Annotated in this window: 18 protein-coding genes and 1 pseudogene; 6 read left to right on the forward strand and 13 right to left on the reverse strand. The window is 50.6% G+C overall.

Annotated features, from left to right (window positions below; genetic code table 11):
* The 6 genes and pseudogenes from pcoS to pcoA form a co-directional block, all read right to left on the reverse strand.
* A pseudogene (pcoS, locus tag OGX67_RS01960) lies at positions 1–892 on the reverse strand (copper resistance membrane spanning protein PcoS); the annotation flags it as partial.
* Positions 889–1569 (reverse strand): copper response regulator transcription factor PcoR, encoded by a 681-nt coding sequence (gene pcoR, locus OGX67_RS01965; RefSeq protein WP_001188930.1) that lies wholly within the window; start codon positions 1567–1569, stop codon positions 889–891. The gene pcoR and the pseudogene pcoS, both read right to left, overlap by 4 nt.
* Positions 1570–1623: 54 nt before the next feature.
* Entirely contained in the window at positions 1624–2502 is an 879-nt protein-coding gene (gene pcoD, locus OGX67_RS01970; protein WP_229692861.1) for a copper resistance inner membrane protein PcoD, read from the reverse strand.
* A 55-nt stretch (positions 2503–2557) separates the two neighbouring features.
* Complete coding sequence (gene pcoC / locus OGX67_RS01975; RefSeq protein ID WP_000025662.1) at positions 2558–2938, reverse strand: copper resistance system metallochaperone PcoC; 381 nt, start codon at positions 2936–2938, stop codon at positions 2558–2560.
* A 39-nt stretch (positions 2939–2977) separates the two neighbouring features.
* Complete coding sequence (gene pcoB, locus OGX67_RS01980) at positions 2978–3868, reverse strand: copper resistance outer membrane transporter PcoB (protein WP_171861965.1); 891 nt, start codon at positions 3866–3868, stop codon at positions 2978–2980.
* Between the two features lie 5 nt (positions 3869–3873).
* Complete coding sequence (pcoA, locus tag OGX67_RS01985; RefSeq protein WP_000925242.1) at positions 3874–5691, reverse strand: multicopper oxidase PcoA; 1818 nt, start codon at positions 5689–5691, stop codon at positions 3874–3876.
* A 234-nt stretch (positions 5692–5925) separates the two neighbouring features.
* Between pcoA and OGX67_RS01990 the strand changes: the two genes are divergently transcribed.
* The gene (locus tag OGX67_RS01990) at positions 5926–6375 is read left to right on the forward strand and encodes a PcoE/SilE family metal-binding protein (protein ID WP_001023257.1); all 450 of its coding nucleotides are present in this window, start codon (positions 5926–5928) and stop codon (positions 6373–6375) included.
* Between the two features lie 288 nt (positions 6376–6663).
* Positions 6664–7401 carry a peptidoglycan DD-metalloendopeptidase family protein gene (locus OGX67_RS01995; protein WP_000287501.1) on the forward strand — a complete coding sequence of 246 codons (738 nt, stop codon included), beginning with the start codon at positions 6664–6666 and terminating at the stop codon, positions 7399–7401.
* Positions 7402–7434: 33 nt separating this feature from the next.
* Here OGX67_RS01995 and OGX67_RS02000 read toward each other — a convergent pair whose 3' ends face one another.
* The 7 genes from OGX67_RS02000 to silC form a co-directional block, all read right to left on the reverse strand.
* Positions 7435–7632: a DUF2933 domain-containing protein gene (locus OGX67_RS02000; RefSeq protein ID WP_043016712.1), complete on the reverse strand. Its 198-nt coding sequence runs from the start codon at positions 7630–7632 to the stop codon at positions 7435–7437.
* Between the two features lie 40 nt (positions 7633–7672).
* The gene (gene silP / locus OGX67_RS02005) at positions 7673–10126 is read right to left on the reverse strand and encodes an Ag(+)-translocating P-type ATPase SilP (RefSeq protein WP_038633697.1); all 2454 of its coding nucleotides are present in this window, start codon (positions 10124–10126) and stop codon (positions 7673–7675) included.
* 126 nt (positions 10127–10252) lie between these two features.
* Positions 10253–10693: a DUF411 domain-containing protein gene (locus OGX67_RS02010; protein ID WP_008322815.1), complete on the reverse strand. Its 441-nt coding sequence runs from the start codon at positions 10691–10693 to the stop codon at positions 10253–10255.
* A gap of 86 nt (positions 10694–10779) precedes the next feature.
* Positions 10780–13926: a Cu(+)/Ag(+) efflux RND transporter permease subunit SilA gene (gene silA, locus OGX67_RS02015; RefSeq protein WP_032620969.1), complete on the reverse strand. Its 3147-nt coding sequence runs from the start codon at positions 13924–13926 to the stop codon at positions 10780–10782.
* Between the two features lie 10 nt (positions 13927–13936).
* Positions 13937–15229, reverse strand: a complete 1293-nt coding sequence (gene silB, locus OGX67_RS02020; protein ID WP_000157620.1) for a Cu(+)/Ag(+) efflux RND transporter periplasmic adaptor subunit SilB — start codon at positions 15227–15229, stop codon at positions 13937–13939.
* 113 nt (positions 15230–15342) lie between these two features.
* Entirely contained in the window at positions 15343–15696 is a 354-nt protein-coding gene (gene cusF, locus OGX67_RS02025; RefSeq protein ID WP_043016711.1) for a cation efflux system protein CusF, read from the reverse strand.
* Between the two features lie 28 nt (positions 15697–15724).
* Positions 15725–17110, reverse strand: a complete 1386-nt coding sequence (silC, locus tag OGX67_RS02030; RefSeq protein ID WP_038633711.1) for a Cu(+)/Ag(+) efflux RND transporter outer membrane channel SilC — start codon at positions 17108–17110, stop codon at positions 15725–15727.
* Positions 17111–17299: 189 nt separating this feature from the next.
* On the opposite strand from silC, the gene silR reads away from it, so the two are divergent.
* The 4 genes from silR to OGX67_RS02050 all read left to right on the forward strand — a co-directional run bounded on the left by silR (position 17300) and on the right by OGX67_RS02050 (position 21788).
* Positions 17300–17980 (forward strand): copper/silver response regulator transcription factor SilR, encoded by a 681-nt coding sequence (gene silR, locus OGX67_RS02035; protein WP_038633715.1) that lies wholly within the window; start codon positions 17300–17302, stop codon positions 17978–17980.
* Positions 17973–19448, forward strand: a complete 1476-nt coding sequence (gene silS, locus OGX67_RS02040; protein ID WP_032433718.1) for a copper/silver sensor histidine kinase SilS — start codon at positions 17973–17975, stop codon at positions 19446–19448. The genes silR and silS overlap by 8 nt, the downstream gene beginning before the upstream one ends.
* Before the next feature lie 250 nt (positions 19449–19698).
* Positions 19699–20130 (forward strand): silver-binding protein SilE, encoded by a 432-nt coding sequence (gene silE, locus OGX67_RS02045; RefSeq protein ID WP_000790483.1) that lies wholly within the window; start codon positions 19699–19701, stop codon positions 20128–20130.
* A gap of 537 nt (positions 20131–20667) precedes the next feature.
* Positions 20668–21788, forward strand: a protein-coding gene (locus OGX67_RS02050; RefSeq protein WP_085950818.1) for an IS3-like element ISSen4 family transposase whose coding sequence is annotated in 2 segments (ribosomal slippage) — positions 20668–20926 and positions 20926–21788 — 1122 coding nt in all. Because the reading frame shifts where the segments join, the coding sequence is not laid out codon by codon here.
* The last annotated feature ends 29 nt before the right edge of the window (positions 21789–21817 follow it).

Genomic DNA, 21817 nt, shown 5'->3' on the forward strand with positions numbered 1-21817 from the left:
ACAACCTTTTCAGTTCTTCCAGGTTAGCGAATAAAATTTCGCGGTAATGCGAAACATCCCTTTCCTTAGCCAGTGCAAACTGCGTCTGCATCATCAGATTACTGACTGGTGTGCGCAGCTCATGCGCGATGTCAGACGAGAAATCTGACAGTTTCCGGAATGCCCCCTCCAGGCGATCAAACATATTATTGAACTCCTGCATGGTCTCAGAGATTTCCGGCGGAGCCAGATCGGGATTTAGACGCTGATCCAGGCTGTGTACAGTCATGGAGGAAGCCAGACTGGTCATTTCCCGTAACGGTTTCAGACCAATACGTGTGGTCAGCCAGCCCAGAAAAACAGAAATAAAGACCAGACCGATATTGAACCAGAACAGCCAGGTACTGAGTTTGTCCATAAACAGGGTGTGATACCCAGTATCCGTGGCAACCGTAATGATGACATGTTTGCTTTTACCCTGTTCCGGCGTCACGGCAACCCGCCGCGAGATACTGCGGTACACGGTGTTATTTTCTTCCGTCTGGATCATATAGTCGAGAATATCACCCGACTTATTAAGCAGGACCGCTGGAACAACAGAATTTTTGGCATAGAGTTCAACAATTTTTTCATTTTCCATGTTTTTTATAGAAATGAATAAACCATTGTGCCCTACCATCGCATCGTTTATTTTTTCTGATAATGACTTAATATCCGTTTTGTTCCGGAACGTCTCTGTTTTAAGAAACTCTTCGGTGAGCTGAAGTTTACCTGTCAGAAAATCGCGGTCCTGATTATCGAAATAGCCATTAAGGGTGCTAATCAGGATAAAACTTGATAACCACCATACCGTAAGCATCACCGCAGAAAAAATCAGGCTCAGGCGTGTGGTCAGGGAAATTTTGAACCTCACTCTTCTCTGATCTCCAGGACATATCCGGCACCGCGAACGGTATGGATCAGTTTTGGCTCAAAGTCATCATCAATTTTACTTCTCAGACGTCTCACCGCGACATCAATCACATTCGTATCACTGTCAAAATTCATGTTCCAGACCAGGGACGAGATAAGACTCCTGGGTAACACTTCTCCGGTGCGTTGCAGCAGCAACTCAAGCAGAACGTATTCTTTACCGGTGAGATGGATCTTCTTCCCCGAACGGATCACGGTCCGGCGCACCATATCAACGGTCATATCGGCGATGGTGCAGACTGTTGCGGCCTGCGAGCGTGCCCGGCGCAGTAGGGTTCTTACACGTGCAACCAGCTCCGTAAAATCAAAGGGCTTAATCAGGTAGTCATCTGCGCCAAGCTCCAGTCCTTTCACTTTGTCCCGCACGTTGTCCTTTGCGGTTAAAAACAGGACCGGTTCTTCGTGCCCGGACTCCCTCAGTGCGCTGATGATTTGCCACCCGTCGAGGAAAGGCAGCATCACGTCCAGTATTATCAAATCATACTGTCCCTTCGACGCGGCCCCGAGACCATCGCGGCCATTATTAAAGAGATCGGCCTGATAGCCTTCCTCAACCAGTCCCTGCTGCAGGTAACGACCTGTTTTTTGTTCGTCTTCAACGATTAAAATACGCTGCATGGTCAACTCGCTGATATGAAAGTAAAAATCTCACGCATGAGCTTTGGCTGTCCCCTAGCTGACCTGAGACGGAGCAAGCATTCCGAGCCACGCTACGGCGCCCAGAATGATAATCGCAACAACGAATTCTGTCAGGATGCTGTTTCGCATCAGGGCAACGCTGCGATCATAATTCCCTTCCCTGACCATAACTTCAAGCCGGGGCCCCAGGTGAAACCGGTTTGCTGCAGCCAGAAGAAGCATCAGAACAAACAGAGCCGTCTTGGCAAGCAATATCCTCCCCCAGGAACTGTTGAATAAGGGAGTTAAGTTACCCTCAGCAATATACAGATAGTTGACCAGCGCACTCAGGATCAGGGCTACAACAATCACCGTTCCTGCCGTGGCAAATTTTGCCAGGGAGTCAGATATCACAATGACGCTCTGTGCATTATGCTCGTTTCTGCGCATCAGCAGGATAGCAAATGCAACCAGAGCACCTGTCCAGGCACCTGCAGCGCCGAGATGGGTCAGATCGCTCAGTAAATGGAGATAGTAATGCAGACCGTCATGCATAACGGCGTGTCCTCCCCAGGCAAGTGTAGCCAGCGCCACGCCCCCACTCATCGTCATCAGCAGGCAGGACAATACTCTCTTATTAGTGTAAAGGAACAAAGCACCGAGTGTGGTAAACAGGGCACAGAGCCTGACAATCCAGCTAATACCCACATCAGTTTCTTCTATCACCATCTCGATAACATGGATGGATAATTCTCTGAGGTCAGTTACTCCACTCATGGCATTAGATACCAGGAGCATATTAATGCCAGTAAGAATGATGCCTGTAACAACAGCAAAGGTTATAAACGACCTGAAATTAGTCAGGTTATAGGTTTCATGTCTGACACCACTTATTCCATATATCTGAAAAAATGGCAATCCAAATATTACCATCAAATCCAGATAAAGAAGAAAACGAATAACAATCATAATCAGGTCGTTCATAATATTACTTCACTGTAAAGGTGTAATTACCGGTAATAGGGTGCGTATCTGAAGAAACCGCGCGCCAGTCAACACGATAAGTGCCAGCGGGTAAAGGCTCTCGCGGAATAATGACCATCGATTTAGGGTCAGCGCCTGGCGCCACTTTTGCCGCGACCGGCATCGGAGAATGTGATGACATGCCTTTCATACCCGTCATCGTTAATTTTGCACCTGAGAATTTCACGGTCAGATTTTCCGAGAAATTAAGCTGAATCTTTTCCGGGGCCGCTACGGCTGAATCAGCCTGTGGCACAGAGCTTTTTAATTCCGGATGGGCCATAGCAGAGAAAGCAACGCCCATAACGAGGCCACCTGTAAGAATGGCTTTATTTAAAATCGACATTTTATTTACCTGTTTAGTTGAGTGTTTTATATCAGTGCGTTAAAACCAGATTCTGGCTCCCGCCAGGAATACTACCTGATGGTCTTTCTCACCTTCTCTTTTCGCCATATCGGATGTTTTCCCGTAAAGTTGATTCCAGGAAACGCCTATATAGGGTGCAAACTCACGGCGTATTTCATAGCGCAGCCGGAGCCCCAGCTCTGTGTCAGTCAGTCCCCTGCCGCGACCCCGCGATTCATCATCCTGACTGTAGAAATTCACCTCATAGGATGGCTGGAGTATGAGCCGGTTAGTCAGTAAAACGTCGTATTCTCCTCCCAGACGAAGGGCTGCTTTTCCGCCATTACTGACAAAACCCGTAATTTCAGACTCAAAATTATAGAGTGCCAGCCCCTGAAAACCGACAGCAGCCCAGGTCCGGGCAGAAGCAGGTCTGAAATCCTGCCTGACACCCGCAACCAAATCCCACCATGGGCCAACCGCATGTCCCCAGAGTAACTGCGCTTCAGCCGCCTCCGTTTCCCCATTGCTTCGTTCACCTTCACTCTTTAGCCAAATCCGATCTGTGTCGCCTCCAATCCAGCTGTTAACACTCCAGCTGAAATTGTTGGTGTTATCCGACCGTTGCCATTCCAGTTGATCCAGCAGAACCAGATAATTAATCGCACTGTCGTGAATCGCATGCCCCTGTAAATTGCCGAATGCAGCCTTCCGGTCGGCATCGGTAACAGGCGGAATTGGCGTTCTGCTCTCAGTTACAATGGGCTCCATTGACGTCATCTCAGTGAAATTCTCATCTGCTGGCATCTGCATGGCAGACATGTCGTGCCCGGCGTGGGGATCTGCAGAGACGGAGCCCGCCGCAATAGAAAGCTGTGAGGTAAAGAAACCGGCGACCAGAACAGGTATGGCCTTCAAATTTCTCTTCATTCGCATCATTCCTCCACCCGGACTTCACGAAACATTCCCATTTCCATGTGATAGAGCAAATGGCAGTGATACGCCCAGCGGCCAAGCGCATCTGCTGTCACTCTGTAACTGCGTTTTGTACCAGGGGGAACATCTATTGTGTGTTTACGAACCATGAAATTACCGTTTTCATCTTCCAGATCGCTCCACATACCATGCAGGTGAATGGGGTGAGTCATCATGGTATCGTTGATCAGCGTGATCCTGAGCCGCTCACCGTATTTCAGCAGCACCGGTGCGGCATCTGAAAACTTGATTCCGTTAAATGACCAGGCAAACTTTTCCATGTGGCCGGTTAAATGCAGTTCTATGGTACGGCCAGGTTCACGTCCGTCAGGATCCTCAAAGCGGCTTTTCAAATCCGCGTACGTGAGAACCTTTCTTCCGTTATTTCGAAGACCAATACCCGGATCATTTAATTTCGGAGAGACGCTCATCGCCTGCATATCAACCAGTGGGTTATCCGTTTCTGACGCAGGATGACTTTGCATACCCGGCATTCCGGCCATCCGGGAATGATCCATACCGGCCATGCTGCTGTGATCCATGGGCGCGGAGGATGTCCCGCTATCCGGAAGGTCAGCACCGTCCATAGACATCATCTCTCCGCTGTTATCCATGCCTCCCATCTGGCTGTGGTCCATTCCTGCCATATCATGTCCCATTCCCCCCATACCCATATCTTCCATGGTCAACAGAGGACGGGGATCGAGGGGGGGAACGGCAGCACTTAACCCCTCTCTCGTGGCCAGTGTCCCTCGAGCGTAACCGGTCCTGTCCATGGATTGTGCGAAGATGGTATAGGCCTCACCCTGAGGCTCCACAATGACATCATAGGTTTCGGCAACGGCAATCCTGAATTCGTCAACGGTAACCGGGTTTACATACTGGCCATCTGCAGCCACGACCGTCATTTTCAGCCCGGGGATACGGATATCGAAATAGGTCATTGCCGATCCGTTGATAAACCGTAAGCGTATCTTTTCACCGGGACGGAACAGTCCGGTCCAGTTTTTCAGCGGGGCCTGCCCGTTCATGAGATAGGTGTAGGTGTAGCCACTGACATCCGCGAGGTCAGTCGGATTCATTTTCATTTCAGCCCACATTTTCCGATCGGCAATGGTGGCTGACAGCCCCCTGGTATTCACGTCGCGGAAAAAAGAGCCAACGGTTGGTTTATTGAAATTGTAGTAATCCGACTGTTTTTTTAATTTTTTCAGCAGGCTGTGAGGATTTTCATCGGTCCAGTCAGACAACATGACCACATGCTCACGATCGTAAGCAAACGGTTCTGGCTCCCTGGCATCGATGATAATGGCACCGTATACCCCCTCCTGTTCCTGCAGACCGGAATGGCTGTGGTACCAGTAAGTCCCGTTCTGCTTAACCTTAAAGGTGTAAACGTAGGTATCATCAGGCTCTATGCCCATAAAACTCAGCCCCGGAACACCATCCATATTGGCCGGAAGAATAATGCCGTGCCAGTGAATGGACGTCTGTTCATTAAGACGGTTTTTGACCTTCAGGGTAATGGTGTCACCTTCTTTCCAGCGAAGAACGGGCCCCGGCAGGCCTCCATTGATTGTTTTGGCCTGACGCTCACTGCCCGTGATATTGACGGCCGTTTCACCAATGGTCAGGTCAAACTGAGTACCCTGCAGGGATGCGGCAACTGGCAGGCTCAGACTGGAACGCGCATTGAAACTCCATACGCCAAGACTTCCGGCTACGCCAGAGAGGGTTAACCCCTTCAGGAAAGTTCGTCGAGACGTTTTCAACAGCATGCGCATTCCCTTATTTAAAGTATGGTTACTGACAGAATTCGAGAACCGATTTAAATTAAATTACTGGTTCATCCACTTACAATGAAATGAATCTAGCACACCTTAAGAAACAAATTCATTACAATCGTGTAATGTACATAGCTGTATTACATTTACGTCATCTTCCCCACAGGTTGATTATTTTTATATATGATCATAAGGACATCTTTTATGTACCTCAGAAGGTAATTACACATGAATATATTAATCACGACCACTGCGTTTACAGCTTTATTTTGTGGGGCAGCTTTTGCTCAGTCCAGTGATATTGCCCATGAAGCACATCGATTTGTTAATAATGCCTCAGCCGTCAGTCATGTGAATTCCTCGACGCATGAAAACTTACCGGACAGGGTTAATAAAAACAACACGCCCTCATTCTCTGAAATGAATGAACATGAAAGGGCCATTGTTGCTCATTCATTTATGAACAACAGCGCGTCCTATGCGCATCAGAAAATGATTGAGGAACATAAAAAAATGCTGTCCGGCAGTGATGCAAATTCAAAGACCTCGTCTTCTTCTTTTAACGAACTGAATGCCGGAGAAAAAGCCGCTCTCGTGCATGAGCAGGTCAATAATGCCGGTGCGGAAGCACATCAGACGCAGGCAAGAAAGCTTCGCGGGCTGTATTCGACCAGGTAACTGCAGGCGGGTTAGTGCTTAGCGTCAGGTGCGCAGCAGGGCTTTACTGACGGGTTACGTAACAGGACATGAGCCCCATATTGCTCTGCCGTAACCTGTTTCAGTCCCGTTAATCATCACCGTCGGGCTGGTCATACAGTTCCCAGAGCTTCAGGAGCAAACGGGAAACAAGATATGTTACAAAAATGACGACCATCAACGGTGCTCCCGATTAACTGACAGATGACACGCCTCCTGAAAACCCCTAGCATACGCCGCAGTGTTCATGCTAACGGCGAATTCCAGTAAATGTATTCTACCGATGTCGTAAAAGAAAATGCCTACCTTTCAGCCACCCGCTCGGGGCTGGAATCGAACGAGATCGCTACTCTTCAGCGCTCCTTGCCTTCCCGGTTTAATCTGCGGCATTTGAAAAAAAATGAATCATTAAAACTCGTACTGCAAAAGAAAGCGGGAAAATCACGTGTCGTGGCCTATAAATTTACGTCCGGTTCATTTAATTACACGGCGTATCGTATATCAGATAAAAAGTTCTATAACCTTTCCGATACTTCCGGGAAAGGCAGTCTCGATTATCCGTTACCGGCCACAGCAAGACTCAGTTCGCCTTTCAATCCTGCAAGACTTAACCCGGTATCGGGAAAAGTGAGTCCCCATAATGGCATTGATTATTCCATGCCCATGAACACGAAAATAGTCAGCGTCATCGACGGAAAAATCACCCGGGCCGAATACAACAGTACCATGGGATATTTTGTTGAAGTAACGGGAAAAGCCGGTGTTAAAACTCGCTATCTCCACCTCAATAAAATACTCGTTACTAAAGGGGCCAGGGTTACACGGGGAGGTGCTATTGCGTTATCCGGTAACAGCGGACGTTCATCCGGTCCTCATCTGCATTACGAGCTGGTCATCAATAACAACCCTGTTAACTCTCTGGCGTTCCGGGCAGCGGCACCCGCTGATAACAAACTCGAACAGCATGCCTTTGCGCATGCCAGAGACTACGAACGATACCTGGACTGATAACGGGACCGCGACGCGGCCCCGTCTGCCGGATTAATTTTTTTTATCGTTTTCACTTCCGTGATGTTGATGATCTCCATGCCCTCCGTGGCCGTGGAAAAGATGCATTAGCGGGCAGACCAGCAATAACAGATATGGCCAGTAACCTGCCACATGTGACCAGTGTTCGCGCAGGAGGGCAAATGCCGCGGTCGCGGCGACAGCAATAAGCGCATAGGTGGTACTTTTCATACTGGACTCCTTCTGTTCGTAACTGACCCTTCACTCAGTGTTATTTCCCGAGCCTGACACTTTTCAGACGCAACGCATTCACAATGACGCTGACGGAGGAAAGAGCCATGGCCGCCGCCGCAATAACTGGCGACAGCAGTATTCCATACACAGGATAAAGCAGACCTGCAGCCACAGGCACGCCAAGTGCGTTGTAGATAAATGCAAAAAACAGATTCTGACGGATATTTTTCATGGTGATCTCTGACAGATGACGGGCCCTGTTCAGTATCATCAAGTCGCCTTTGAGAAGGGTGACTCCGGCACTTTCAATTGCCACATCTGTACCCGTTCCCATGGCTATACCCACGTCAGCCGCTGCCAGCGCCGGGGCATCATTCACACCGTCTCCGGCCATCGCAACCACATGGCCAGACTCTTTCAGTCGGGTTATCACTGCTTTTTTGCCATCCGGCAGAATTCCGGCTTCAACCTCATCTATTCCCAGTTTCCGTGCGACTGCTTCAGCAGTAAGCTGGTTATCCCCGGTGAGCATAACAATGCGGATCCCCGCCTGACGCAAAGCTTTAAGCGCATCCGGCGTGGTTGTTTTCACGGGATCCGAGATAGCTATCAGGCCTGCAAGGTCCCCGTCTGTGGCCACATAGATAACGGTAGCGCCTTCCATCCGCAACGTATCCGCAACGGCCTTTTGATTATCAATAACGATACTGTTTTCCTGCATAGCCAGTTCATTACCAATAACAACCCGTTGACCTTCGACATCGCCTGAGACACCTTTACCCGACGGTGCATCGAAATGAGTGACTGCGGGTATTGCGATCCCCTTTTCCTGTGCTGCTTTAACTACTGCCATACCCAGCGGATGCTGCGAGCCTTTTTCCACTGCGGCTGTTACACGCAAAAGAGATGTTTCCCCACCCGGATTGAGACTGATAATCCCTGTCACCGTAGGCGAACCTTCCGTGAGCGTGCCTGTTTTGTCGACAACCAGCGTGTCCACTTTTTCAAGACGCTCAAGGGCTTCGGCATTCCTGATTAACACCCCGGCCTGGGCTCCTTTGCCCACCCCCACCATTATCGACATCGGCGTGGCCAGCCCCAGCGCGCAGGGACAGGCAATAATCAGGACCGACACAGCCGCAATGAGACCGTGCGCCATCCTGGGCTCGGGCCCCCAGACAGACCAGATCACGAAAGCAACAACCGCGATAAGTATCACCAGAGGAACAAACCAGCCTGAAACGCTGTCAGCCATTCTCTGGATGGGGGCACGCGAACGCTGTGCATCAGCGACCATCTGAACAATTCGTGAGAGCATTGTTTCATCACCGACTTTCTCTGCACGGATGATGAGACTCCCTGTCTGATTAATGGTCCCCCCGATGACAGGGTCACCCTCCGTTTTGGTAACCGGCATAGATTCCCCGGTCACCATCGATTCATCAACGGTTGTTTTGCCTTCGATCACAATACCGTCGACCGGAATACTCTCTCCTGGTCTGATGCGGAGCTTATCGCCAGGCAGAACATCTTCCGCATTAATATCCGTTTCATGACCGTCATGATCCAGCCGCCTGGCGGTTTTGGGGGCAAGATTCAGTAGTGCAGTAATGGCACCTGAGGTTTGTTCCCGTGCCCGCAGCTCAAGAACCTGTCCCAGCAGAACAAGCACCGTAATAACTGCTGCGGCTTCAAAATAAACGGCCACCAGGCCATCCATGTTTCTGAACGATGCAGGAAACCAGGAGGGGAAGACGGTTGCAATGACGCTGTACACCCAGGCTACGCCGGTGCCCATTGCAACAAGGGTAAACATATTCAGGGAGCGGTTACGTAACGACATTCCGGCCCGGGCGAAGAATGGCCAGCCACACCACAACACGACAGGAGAGGCCAGAAGCAGCTGCAGCCATGTGTTGTGCTGTGGCGGTACTGTATTCCTCAAGGCGGGAAACAGATGAGATCCCATTTCGAGTACCAGAACCGGAAACGCCAGCAACAACCCCAGCCAGAAGCGTCTTGTCATGTCGCGAAGTTCATCACTTGGCCCCGTGGATGCCGTAGCTACGAGCGGCTCCAGTGCCATTCCACAGACAGGACAGCTTCCGGGACCACTGCGGCGTATCTCCGGGTGCATCGGACATGTCCACACACCTTCAGAATTCTCTTTCTCCGCCTGGTGGTGAGGCTGTTTTATCTGATCAGGGCTGACTTCGTGATGATCGTGGTGATGGTGATGGTGATGGGAATGTTCACTGGCATCTTCGGTAAGATAACGATCGGGATGGGCTTTAAATTTACTCTCACAGCTGGCGGAGCAGAAATAAAGTTGATGGTCCTGGTATCGAATGCTGCTGTGCGCCCTGTCGGGCAGGATGTCCATCCCGCACACGGGATCTCTCACCTTATGCAATACGTGGCCCTCGTCCGGGGATAATGTCTGCTCAGAAGCAGTCTGGTTGTTGTGTTGCACTGCATTGTCATTTTTCACAGTAACTCTCCTTATGCATACCGAAGCATCTTCTGTCTTCAGGGTATGTCATGGATGCGATTACCACGAATGCCGCCGGCATAAGAGTGCCTGCTGCCGGCGTCCCGTTATCAGCCGTTCCGCTGACTATTCGATTCGCTGGAAGACTTTTTTACTTCCATCCGGTGAGAATGCGATAACATCGTAAGCCTCTTTTCGGGCTCCCATCTCCATTCCAGGACTTCCTGCTGGCATACCGGGGGTGGCGAGACCGTATATACCTGAACCAGACTGCATTGCCTTATGTATCGTTGTCGCAGGCACATGGCCTTCAATGATCAAATTACCGGCAACCGCGGTATGACAACTTCGCAGTCCTGCAGGAACAGCATGCTTTTCTTTCAGGGCTGACAGCGCCTGATCATTCATGACGTGAGTTCGTACTTCAAACCCGTCTTTTTCCATCGCCTTGCCCCACAGGGAACAACAGCCACAGTTTTCAGATTTGTACATATCAATCACTTTTTCACTCGCCATCGCGGGCAGTGAAAGGCCGAGAGCCAGCGCCATCAGAACCACTTTTTTCATACTCACCTCTGTATATTATCGATTTAAACCCTGACGTCAGGGTGAATCAGTAAAGAAGGACACCCACAGGGGGTGCCCTTTCAGGTTCAGGACACGCTTTTTTTATGTCTGCGCAGCCAGATTAATTTGTAGGCGGCAGGAATAATGAACAGGGACAGCAGCGGAGCCGTGATCATCCCACCAATCATGGGTGCCGCGATACGGCTCATGACTTCTGAACCTGCACCGGTTCCCCAGAGTATTGGCAGCAGACCCGCAATGATCACCGCCACGGTCATGGCTTTCGGCCGGACACGCAGTACGGCACCATGATAGAGGGCTTCATCAAGGCCTTCCGGTGTGAACGTCTCTTTACGGGACAATTCCGGGTGCGCTTCAATGGCATGACGCAGATACATCAGCATGACCACGCCAAACTCTGCTGCCACCCCGGCCAGAGCGATAAACCCCGTTCCGGTTGCGACAGACATATGGAAGCCCTGCCAGTACAGGAACCATATCCCGCCAACCAGGGCGAACGGCAGGCTCATCAGGATCAGCAGGGCTTCATCAACCCGGCGGAATGCCAGATACAACAGGATGAAGATGATCATCACCGTCATCGGCACCATCAGCTTCAGTTTCTTGTTGGCATGCTCAAGCAGTTCAAACTGTCCGGAGAATGACACGCTGGTACCCGGTCTCAGTTTCACTTTCTGACTGATCGCCGTTTTAATGTCATTAACCACCGACACCATATCCCTGCCGCGCGCGTCAATGTAAATCCAGCTGGCTGGACGGGCATTTTCCGTTTTCAGCATAGTCGGCCCGGAAACGACCTTAATATCCGCAACATCGCCCAGCGTGATCTGCTGCTTCATCGGGGTCAGGATCGGCATCTGTTTCAGGGCCTGCGGGCTGTTCCGGTAATCCTGCGGATAGCGGATATTAATCGGGTACCGGGCCACGCCTTCAACCGTCTCACCCACCATAGCCCCACCGATGGCTGATGAGATGAACAGCTGCACATCGCCCACCGTCATTCCGTAGCGGGAGGCTTTTTCCCGGTTGATATCCACATCAATGTAGCGCCCGCCTTCCAGTCGCTCTGCGAGAGCAGACACTACGCCGGGTACGGTTTTGGCGACCGCTTCGATACTCTGCGCCGTTGCATCGATATCGGACAGAACCGTTCCGGACACCTTGATACCTATCGGGCTTTTGATCCCGGTTGAGAGCATATCAATACGGTTACGGATTGGCGGCACCCAGAGGTTTGCCAGCCCCGGTAAACGGACGGTCCTGTCGAGTTCTTCAATAATCTTGTCAATCGTCATGCCTGGACGCCACTGATCCTCAGGTTTGAGCTGGATCGTGGTTTCAACCATTTCGAGCGGTGCGGAATCCGTGGCGGTCTCTGCTTTACCGGTCTTGCCAAATACAGAGGCCACTTCAGGAACGCTTTTGATTAACTTGTCCGTCGTCTGCAGGAGCGCTGCAGCTTCAGCCGGAGAGACACCCGGCAGGGTCGACGGCATATACAACAGGTCGCCCTCGTTAATCTTCGGCAGAAACTCACCGCCCACCTGGCTCAGCGGCCAGATAACGGTGAAAATGGACAAGGCCGCAACCAGCAGGGTTGTTTTTGGCCAGTGGAGAACCCGCAACAGCAATGGATGATACGCTTTGATCAGTACCCGGTTCAGGGGGTTACTGGTCTCTGCAGGAATTTTCCCCCGGATCCAGAATCCCATCAGAATCGGAATGACGATGATGGCCAGCGCGGCCGCGCCCGCCATGGAGTACGTTTTCGTGAATGCCAGCGGGCCAAACAGACGTCCTTCCTGACCTTCCAGGGTAAAGATAGGAATAAAGGACAGGGTGATGATCAGCAGGCTGATAAACAGTGCGGGTCCCACTTCAACGGAGGCATCGGTAATCACCTTCCAGCGGGTGGCGTTGTCAATCTGCTCACCCGGATGCTGATGATCCCACTCCTCAAGCCGCTTATGCGCATTCTCAATCATCACAATGGCGGCATCCACCATCGCACCGACGGCAATCGCTATCCCTCCCAGCGACATGATATTGGCGTTCAGTCCCTGGAAGTGCATGACGATAAAGGCGATACACAGACCAAGCGGCAGAGAGATAATCGCCACCAGGGCAGAACGTACGTGCCACAGGAACAGGGCACAGACGATGGCCACCACGATAAACTCTTCCAGAAGTTTGGAACTGAGGTTATCAATCGCCCGGTCGATGAGCTGGCTGCGATCGTAGGTGGTCACGATTTCAACGCCTTCCGGCAGGCTGGCCTTCAGCGTCTCAAGTTTATCCCTCACTGCCGTGATAACGTCGCGTGCATTTTTACCCGACCGCAGGATCACCACGCCGCCAGCGACTTCGCCCTGGCCGTTCAGCTCGGCAATACCACGCCGCATTTCAGGCCCGGTCTGCACGCGGGCAACATCCCGCAGATAAACCGGCACGCCGTTCTCGCCTGTTTTCAGGACGATGTTATTAAAATCATCAATGCTCTGAAGATAACCGCTGGCACGGACCATATACTCAGCTTCGGCCATTTCAACGGATGAGCCACCGGCCTCCTGGTTAGACGATTCAAGGGCCTGTTTCACTTCGGGCAGGCTGATACCATACTGAGACAGTTTTACCGGATTGACCTGAATCTGGTACTGTTTCACCACGCCGCCAACCGAAGCGACCTCAGCCACGTTCGGGATGGTTTTCAGCTCAAATTTCAGGAACCAGTCCTGCAGAGAACGCAGTTCTGAAAGGTCGTGTTTTCCGCTGCGATCGACAAGGGCATATTCAAATATCCAGCCCACCCCCGTGGCGTCCGGACCGATTTCAGAACTCACACCGGCGGGCAGTTTTCCCTGTACCTGGTTCAGGTACTCCAGCACGCGGGAACGGGCCCAGTACAGATCGGTGCCGTCTTCAAAAATGACATACACATACGAATCACCGAACTGTGAAAAACCACGCACGGTTTTTGCGCCAGGCACGGACAGCATGGTGGTGGTAAGTGGATAGGTGACCTGGTTTTCTACAATCTGCGGGGCCTGGCCGGGATAGCTGGTTTTGATAATGACCTGCACATCTGACAGGTCAGGCAAGGCATCGACAGGCGTGTTAATAATCGTCCATGTGCCCCAGATGCTGAGAAACAGGGCCCCCATCATGACCAGGAAACGGTTGGCGACAGAGCGCCGGATAATCCATTCAATCATCGTCGTCTCCTCAGTGCCCTGAATGCATATTTACAGGCTGGTCAGACATTGCTGGCATACTGCTTTCTGTTTTTTCAGGGTGGCGCATACGTTCCAGTGCGCCCGTAATATTGGCTTCAGAGTCAATGAGGAACAGGCCACTGACCACCACGGTATCGCCTTCATTCAGGCCGGAGCCGATGCCGGACTGTTGCTGTGACTCATGCAGAACGTGGATCTGTTTCGGCACAAACTTGCCTTCATCATCAACAGTAATCACGCGCTGTTCTTTGCCGGTATCGATAACGGCCTGGCTTGGTATCAGCAGCATCTCCTGGCTTCTGGTATTCAGTTTCAGATAGGCATTCATGCCCGGCTTGAGAAACTCATCCTTATTAGAAACCTGGAGACGGACCTGAAGCGTACGGGTTGTCTGATCCACGCTGGGAAGAATATTCCATTTTTCGACATGGAATGTTTTATCCGGATAAGCCGGTACCGAAATTTCAAACTGCGACGTATCTTTCAGCAGATAGGCGATAGATTCTGGCACTGCAGCGCTGATCCAGACCGGGTCCATTCCCTGAATCTGAGCCACCACCTTATCTTTCGAAATATTCATGCCGGTGCGCAGGTCAAATGCAGTAATGACACCATCAATAGGTGCTTTAATGGTAAAACGGGTCTGAATGCTCCGGGTAGAACGCAGTCTCTGAATATCCTCTTCCGGCATACCTGCCAGGCGAAGCCGTTCCAGAACGCCTTTAATTTGCGTGGAAGTACCACCGGTGCTGGATAACAGAAGGAATTCACTCTGTGCTTCCACCCAGTCCGGAATGGTAATATCGATAAGTGGCGTCCCCTTCTTCACATGATCGCCAATCGTCATGGGGTAGACTTTTTCGACAAACCCGTCAGAACGCGCCTGCACAATAACAAACTGATACTCGTTATAGCTGACATTAGCCGGGATTGTCTGAGAATAATTCAGCATTCCTCGCGTGACTTTTTGCGTTTTTAATCCCAGATTCTGAACCTGGGTTGGGTCGATACGGATCCCGCCACTGCTTTTATCGCCACTGTCATCAGCATATTTTGGCACCAGGTCCATATCCATAAAGGGCGATTTTCCGGGTTTATCAAATTTGGTATCCGGTTTCATTGGGTCATACCAGAAAAGCACCTTTCGTTCCGGTGCCTTTTGTTCTGTTTTTTCTGTCTTTTGTGCTGAGTTTACATACTGCCAGGCAGTAACCGATATCAGCCCCCCTGCTATGAGGCTGCTGATAATTATTGCAGCATATTTTATCTTTAAAGAAGCCATACAATTTTCCGCTAAAAAATCAAAACACCTGGCATATGCACCTGACGGTTAACTCACACATATACCTATGTGAATGTACAGGCGCACAGGATGTAATCGCTCCGGACAGCCAATCAGGACTGCGTCACGTTAATGCTTTTAAGTAAAGAAATATTACCCTGCTGAATAAACGAGAAATCGACATGGTTGCCGGTTTTCAGGGCATTGATAGCGTCGTCTGCATTAACAAAAGTGAAGCGCATGGTCATTGCAGGCCAGCCCACCGCAGGGATTGCTTCGTGCGAAATGGTGATCTTTTTACTATTTATATCAATTTCTTTAACGATACCGGTGCCCTTGATAACCTGCTGTACCGAAGCATCACTGGCAGTATTCATATCGCCATGCTGATGTGTTTCAGCATGAAGACCGGCAGAAAACATGACAGAGAAGGCACCAAATAAAACGGCTTTAAGTGAATTACGCATTTTAAATTTCCTGATTAATGAAATAAATTTACTCTACCCAACCGCCACCCAGTGCGGTAAACAGATTAATTTCGTTAACCTGCCGGGAATAGGTAAGATCGAGAATGGTTTGCTGCGTAGCGAAGAGAGAACGCTCTGCATCCAGCACTTCAATGTAACTGACAGCACCACTGGAATATAATCCTCTGGCACGCTGGAGAGTTATCTGAAGTGAATCAAGATAACGCTGCTGTGACTCAAGTTGCTGGCTAAGGCTGTCGCGCAGCGCAAGCGTGTCGGAAACATCCTTAAAGGCTGACTGAATTTTTTGTTCGTAATTAACCACCGACTGTTGCTGGCGAATTTCAGCCAGCTTCAGATTGGCTTTATTCCTGCCAGCATTAAATATAGGAATTTCAATTTTAGGGATAAAATTCCACATTCCACTTCCTGACGTAAACAGGCTGGACAGCTCCGTACTGCTTGCGGAAAGACCACTGGTCAGGGTAATTGAGGGGAAAAAGGCCGCTCGCGCTGCGCCAATATTGGCATCAGCCGCTTTCAGCTGATATTCCGCTTCCATAATATCCGGTCGCTGCAGCAAAATTTGTGAAGACAGATTTGGTGGCAATTTTACTGGGGCTATCTCCCCGCCTTTCATCCCTTTTTCTGACGGAAGTGCGCGGTACGTTCCCAGCACCAGTTGCAGGGCATTGTTTGCCTGAGCCAGATCGCCTTCTCGTTTGGCTATTTCGGCGCGGGTACTTTCGATTTGTCCTCGCGCCTGTTCAAGTGCCAGAACGTTCGTACTCCCGGTCACGAGCTGCTGCTCAACGAAAGCATAGGACTGTTGATAATTTTTCAGCGTTTCCCGCGCAATACGAAGTTGTTCGTACGCCAGTTGCTGGCTGAAATAGCTTTGTGAAACGTTGGATACCAGCAGGATGTGTACGGCCCGACGGGCTTCTTCGCTGGCAAAGTAGTTCTGGCGATCAGCATCACTCATGTTCTTAAGTTTGCCGAAAAAATCGAGCTCATAACTGAACTCCAGACCTGCGTCGTACTCCTGTGTGGTCGGCTTGTCACCTTTCAGACCACCGCTGTATGTGATCCCGGATGAGGCATTCAGCTGGGGATAACGATCTGCATCCGTGACGTTGAACTGGGCCCGGGCCTCTTCAACCTTCAGTGCAGCCATTCTCAAATCACGGTTATTAGTCAGGGCTTCAGTAATCAGCCGGGTGACCTGGGGATCGACAAAAAAGTTACGCCAGCCCGTATCCTGATAGCCATTCACCGCTGGCGTCAGGCTGTTACGGGACAGTGAAAACTGCTGGGGTACCGGTGCTGCCGGACGCTGATATTCAGGCGCCAGAGAGACACAACCAGCCAGAATGAAGATTGTGCTGATGCTGAGTAGTTTTAATTTGAACATATTGCTTCTCGTCCAGGCAGACCTGGTAAATGGTTCAAATGAAGTTCAGAGTATTACCAGGGTTACTTTACAGAATGCACTCTGTTTGTCGGGTGACAGAATAATGACAATGTTGTCATTTTTACGGTAATTCGTTGATTACGATCGTGTGCGCAATAGAATGACATTAGCAGCCAGACGGGGAGCAAGATGAAAATATTGATCGTCGAAGACGAAATTAAAACAGGTGAATATCTCAGCAAAGGGCTTACAGAGGCAGGGTTCGTAGTGGATCACGCTGATAATGGTCTTACCGGATATCATCTCGCCATGACAGCCGAGTATGATTTAGTCATTCTGGACATCATGCTGCCTGATGTGAACGGCTGGGATATCATCCGCATGCTGCGCACTGCCGGAAAGGGTATGCCGGTCTTACTACTGACGGCCCTCGGCACGATCGAACACAGGGTCAAAGGACTGGAACTGGGTGCGGACGATTATCTGGTTAAACCCTTTGCGTTTGCCGAACTGCTGGCCCGGGTGAGAACCCTTCTGAGGCGGGGAAACGCGATGATCACGGAAAGCCAGTTTAGGGTGGCTGATCTCTCGATGGATCTCGTATCCAGAAAAGTCAGTCGCGCCGGAAACCGCATTGTGCTCACCAGTAAAGAGTTCAGCCTGCTGGAATTTTTCATTCGCCATCAGGGCGAGGTTCTTCCCCGTTCCCTGATTGCCTCTCAGGTCTGGGACATGAATTTTGACAGCGACACTAACGCGATTGATGTCGCCGTAAAGCGACTCCGCGCTAAAATAGACAACGATTACGGGACAAAGCTGATCCAGACTGTCCGGGGCGTGGGCTATATGCTGGAGGCCCCGGATGCATAGCAAACCTTCCAGGCGCCCTTTCTCACTCGCCCTGCGGCTGACCTTTTTTATCAGCCTGTCCACGATACTGGCTTTTATCGCCTTCACCTGGTTTATGCTGCATTCTGTTGAAAATCATTTTGCCGAGCAGGATGTCAGCGATCTTCAACAAATCAGCACTACCCTGAACCGTATACTGCAGTCCCCGGTGGATCCGGATGAAAAAAAAGTAAGCAAAATAAAGGAGTCGATTGCCAGCTACCGCAACGTTGCCCTTTTGCTCCTCAATCCCAGGGGGGAAGTGCTCTTTAGTTCAGCGCAGGGGGCGGCACTACACCCGGCCGTGAATTCCGCAGATTTTAGCGAGCACAGCCGCGCACGGGATGTCTTTCTCTGGACGGTGGAGGATCCTGCGAGACCGATGGATACCGGGTCTGAAATGAAGATGGAAACATACCGGATTATCGCCTCCTCTGGCCAGGCGATATTTCAGGGCAAACAGCAGAATTATGTCATGCTGACTGGCCTCTCCATTAATTTCCATCTCCATTACCTCGATGCGCTGAAAAAAAATCTGATTGCGATCGCCGTCGTGATAAGCCTGCTGATTGTTCTGATCATTCGCATCGCTGTCCGTCAGGGGCACCTGCCCCTTCGTAATGTCAGCAATGCCATTAAAAACATCACCTCCGAGAATCTTGATGCGCGGCTGGAACCGACACGCGTTCCCATTGAGCTGGAGCAACTGGTTATCTCGTTCAATCATATGATTGGAAAGATTGAGGACGTCTTTACCCGCCAGGCCAATTTCTCTGCCGATATCGCGCATGAGATCAGAACGCCCATCACCAATCTGGTGACGCAGACTGAAATCGCACTGAGTCAGGATCGAACCCAGAAGGAACTTGAGGATGTCCTCTACTCCAGTCTTGAAGAGTATAACCGGATGACCAAAATGGTCAGCGACATGCTGTTTCTGGCACAGGCGGACAATAACCAGCTTATACCTGACAGGGTCCGTTTTGACCTCAGAGCAGAAGTCATGAAAGTCTTCGAGTTTTTCGAAGCCTGGGCCGAAGAACGCAATATCACGCTCAAATTTAACGGGATGCCCTGCCTGGTTGAGGGAGATCCACAAATGTTCAGAAGAGCGATCAATAATCTGTTATCCAATGCCCTGCGTTATACCCCGGAGGGACAGGCCATCACCGTCTCAATAAGAAAGCAGGAGAGCTTTTTTGACCTTGTGATTGAAAATCCAGGGAAACCGATCCCTGAAGAACATTTATCAAGGCTGTTTGACCGTTTTTATCGGGTGGATCCATCCAGACAACGAAAAGGAGAAGGCAGCGGCATCGGCCTTGCGATTGTGAAGTCAATCGTGGAAGCACATCACGGAAGAGTGCAGGTGGAATCAGACGTACGCTCCACGCGTTTTATCTTATCCGTGCCCAGACTGGAGAAAATGATCCCGGAAACCCAATGCTGAAAATAAAGATGTAAATGACAAAGATGTCATTAGCCTGTCATGCAGCAAACAGAAGCCATTCGATATAATTAGTGCAACTTATCAGGAAGGCTGGATTGCTTCATCAATACCCGGCGTCAGAGTACGCCAGGAAATGAATATCCAGCCCTCTTCCGGAGAAATAAACGCTGCCGAACTTGTTTCAGTTATGGAACTGAAAACACCGGTTGTACTTCCCCGGACATCACTAATTCAGAAATGGAGAGTTATCATGAAAAATATCGTATTAGCATCTTTGCTGGGCTTTGGTTTAATTTCATCGGCCTGGGCCACTGAAACCGTGAATATCCATGATCGCGTCAACAATGCACAGGCTCCTGCTCACCAGATGCAGTCTGCTGCGGCTCCTGTCGGGATCCAGGGGACTGCTCCTCGTATGACCGGTATGGACCAGCATGAACAGGCCATTATTGCTCATGAAACCATGACGAACGGCTCGGCGGATGCGCACCAGAAAATGGTGGAAAGTCATCAGAAGATGATGGGAAATAACACGGTATCCACGACCGTCCCGTCAACGTCTTACGCGGCGATGAATGAGCATGAAAGAGCAGCGGTTGCCCATGAATTCATGAATAACGGGCAATCCGGCCCACATCAGGCCATGGCCGAAGCGCACCGCCGCATGATCAATGCAGGCTGAATGCGACGGTAGTATCCGTGCTGTTACCTTTTCCCTGATAGATTTTCCTGAAACAACGTTGCTACATTTTTGCCCCCCGTCAGGGGGCTTTTTTGTCTGACTCAGCTACACTTAACCGGTACCTGTCTGAAAGGAATTATTATAGGGGTCTGACGCTCAGTGGAACGAAAACTCACGTTAAGCGATTGTGGCTGAGAAAAACCAAAGGATCCGGCGAGGATCCTTTGGTGTGCTGACATGACCAGTTTCTTTTGGGATATTTTTTCCCTGCATGAAGTCCTTTATGTCCTGATCATAATGCCATTAAAAATTCTATGCTATGGCTTCGCTATTTTAGACATTCCCTAACAGCTTTGTCTAAATCCGCCACATAAATTGGGGTAGGATGCCCAGATTTCATTTTCCATACAGTATATCCTCCCTTTGTTGCTTTGCCGCGCAGCTCTGTCTGCTTTCCTTCTGTGATTGACCTGCTCCCCGTTGATTAGTACACCCCGATGTTAGTAATGTCTTCATAAGCCACATGAGGACATCCCCATGAAGAAGCGTTTTTCCGACGAACAGATCATCAGTATTCTCCGCGAAGCCGAAGCTGGGGTACCCGCCCGTGAACTCTGCCGCAAGCATGCCATTTCCGATGCCACGTTTTACACCTGGCGTAAGAAGTATGGCGGTATGGAGGTGCCTGAAGTTAAGCGCCTGAAGTCGCTTGAGGAAGAGAACACCAGACTCAAGAAGCTGCTTGCCGAAGCCATGCTGGATAAAGAGGCGCTTCAGGTGGCTCTTGGGCGAAAGTACTGACGACAGACCAGAAGCGGGAAGCCGTGATGTTGATGTGTGATGCGACCGGTCTGTCGCAACGTCGTGCCTGCAGGCTTACAGGTTTATCCCTGTCGACCTGCCGCTATGAGGCTCACCGTCCGGCTGCTGATGCGCATTTATCAGGGCGCATCACTGAGCTGGCACTGGAGCGCAGGCGTTTTGGCTACCGTCGTATTTGGCAGTTGCTGCGCCGTGAAGGGCTTCATGTTAATCATAAGCGCGTGTACCGGCTTTATCACCTCAGTGGCCTGGGCGTAAAACGCAGAAGACGTCGTAAAGGGCTGGCAACAGAACGTCTGCCGCTGCTCCGTCCGGCGGCGCCCAATCTGACCTGGTCGATGGATTTCGTCATGGACGCACTTTCCACCGGTCGCAGGATCAAGTGTCTTACCTGCGTCGATGATTTCACAAAGGAATGCCTGACGGTCACTGTTGCCTTTGGGATTTCAGGCGTTCAGGTCACGCGTATTCTGGACAGCATTGCACTGTTTCGAGGCTATCCGGCGACGATAAGAACTGACCAGGGGCCGGAGTTCACTTGCCGTGCACTGGATCAATGGGCCTTTGAGCATGGTGTTGAGTTGCGCTTAATCCAGCCGGGCAAGCCAACGCAGAACGGATTTATTGAGAGCTTTAACGGACGATTTCGCGATGAATGTTTGAATGAGCACTGGTTCAGCGATATCGTTCATGCCAGGAAAATTATTAATGACTGGCGGCAGGATTATAACGAATGCCGCCCGCACTCCACGCTGAATTATCAGACACCGTCTGAATTTGCAGCGGGCTGGAGAAAGGGTCATTCTGAGAATGAAGATTCCGACGTTACTAACTGAGTGTTGTATCTAATCGTGGGGGCAGGTCA

It is taken from the genome of Citrobacter sp. Cf118, from assembly GCF_030334095.1.
Classification (GTDB): domain Bacteria; phylum Pseudomonadota; class Gammaproteobacteria; order Enterobacterales; family Enterobacteriaceae; genus Citrobacter; species Citrobacter freundii.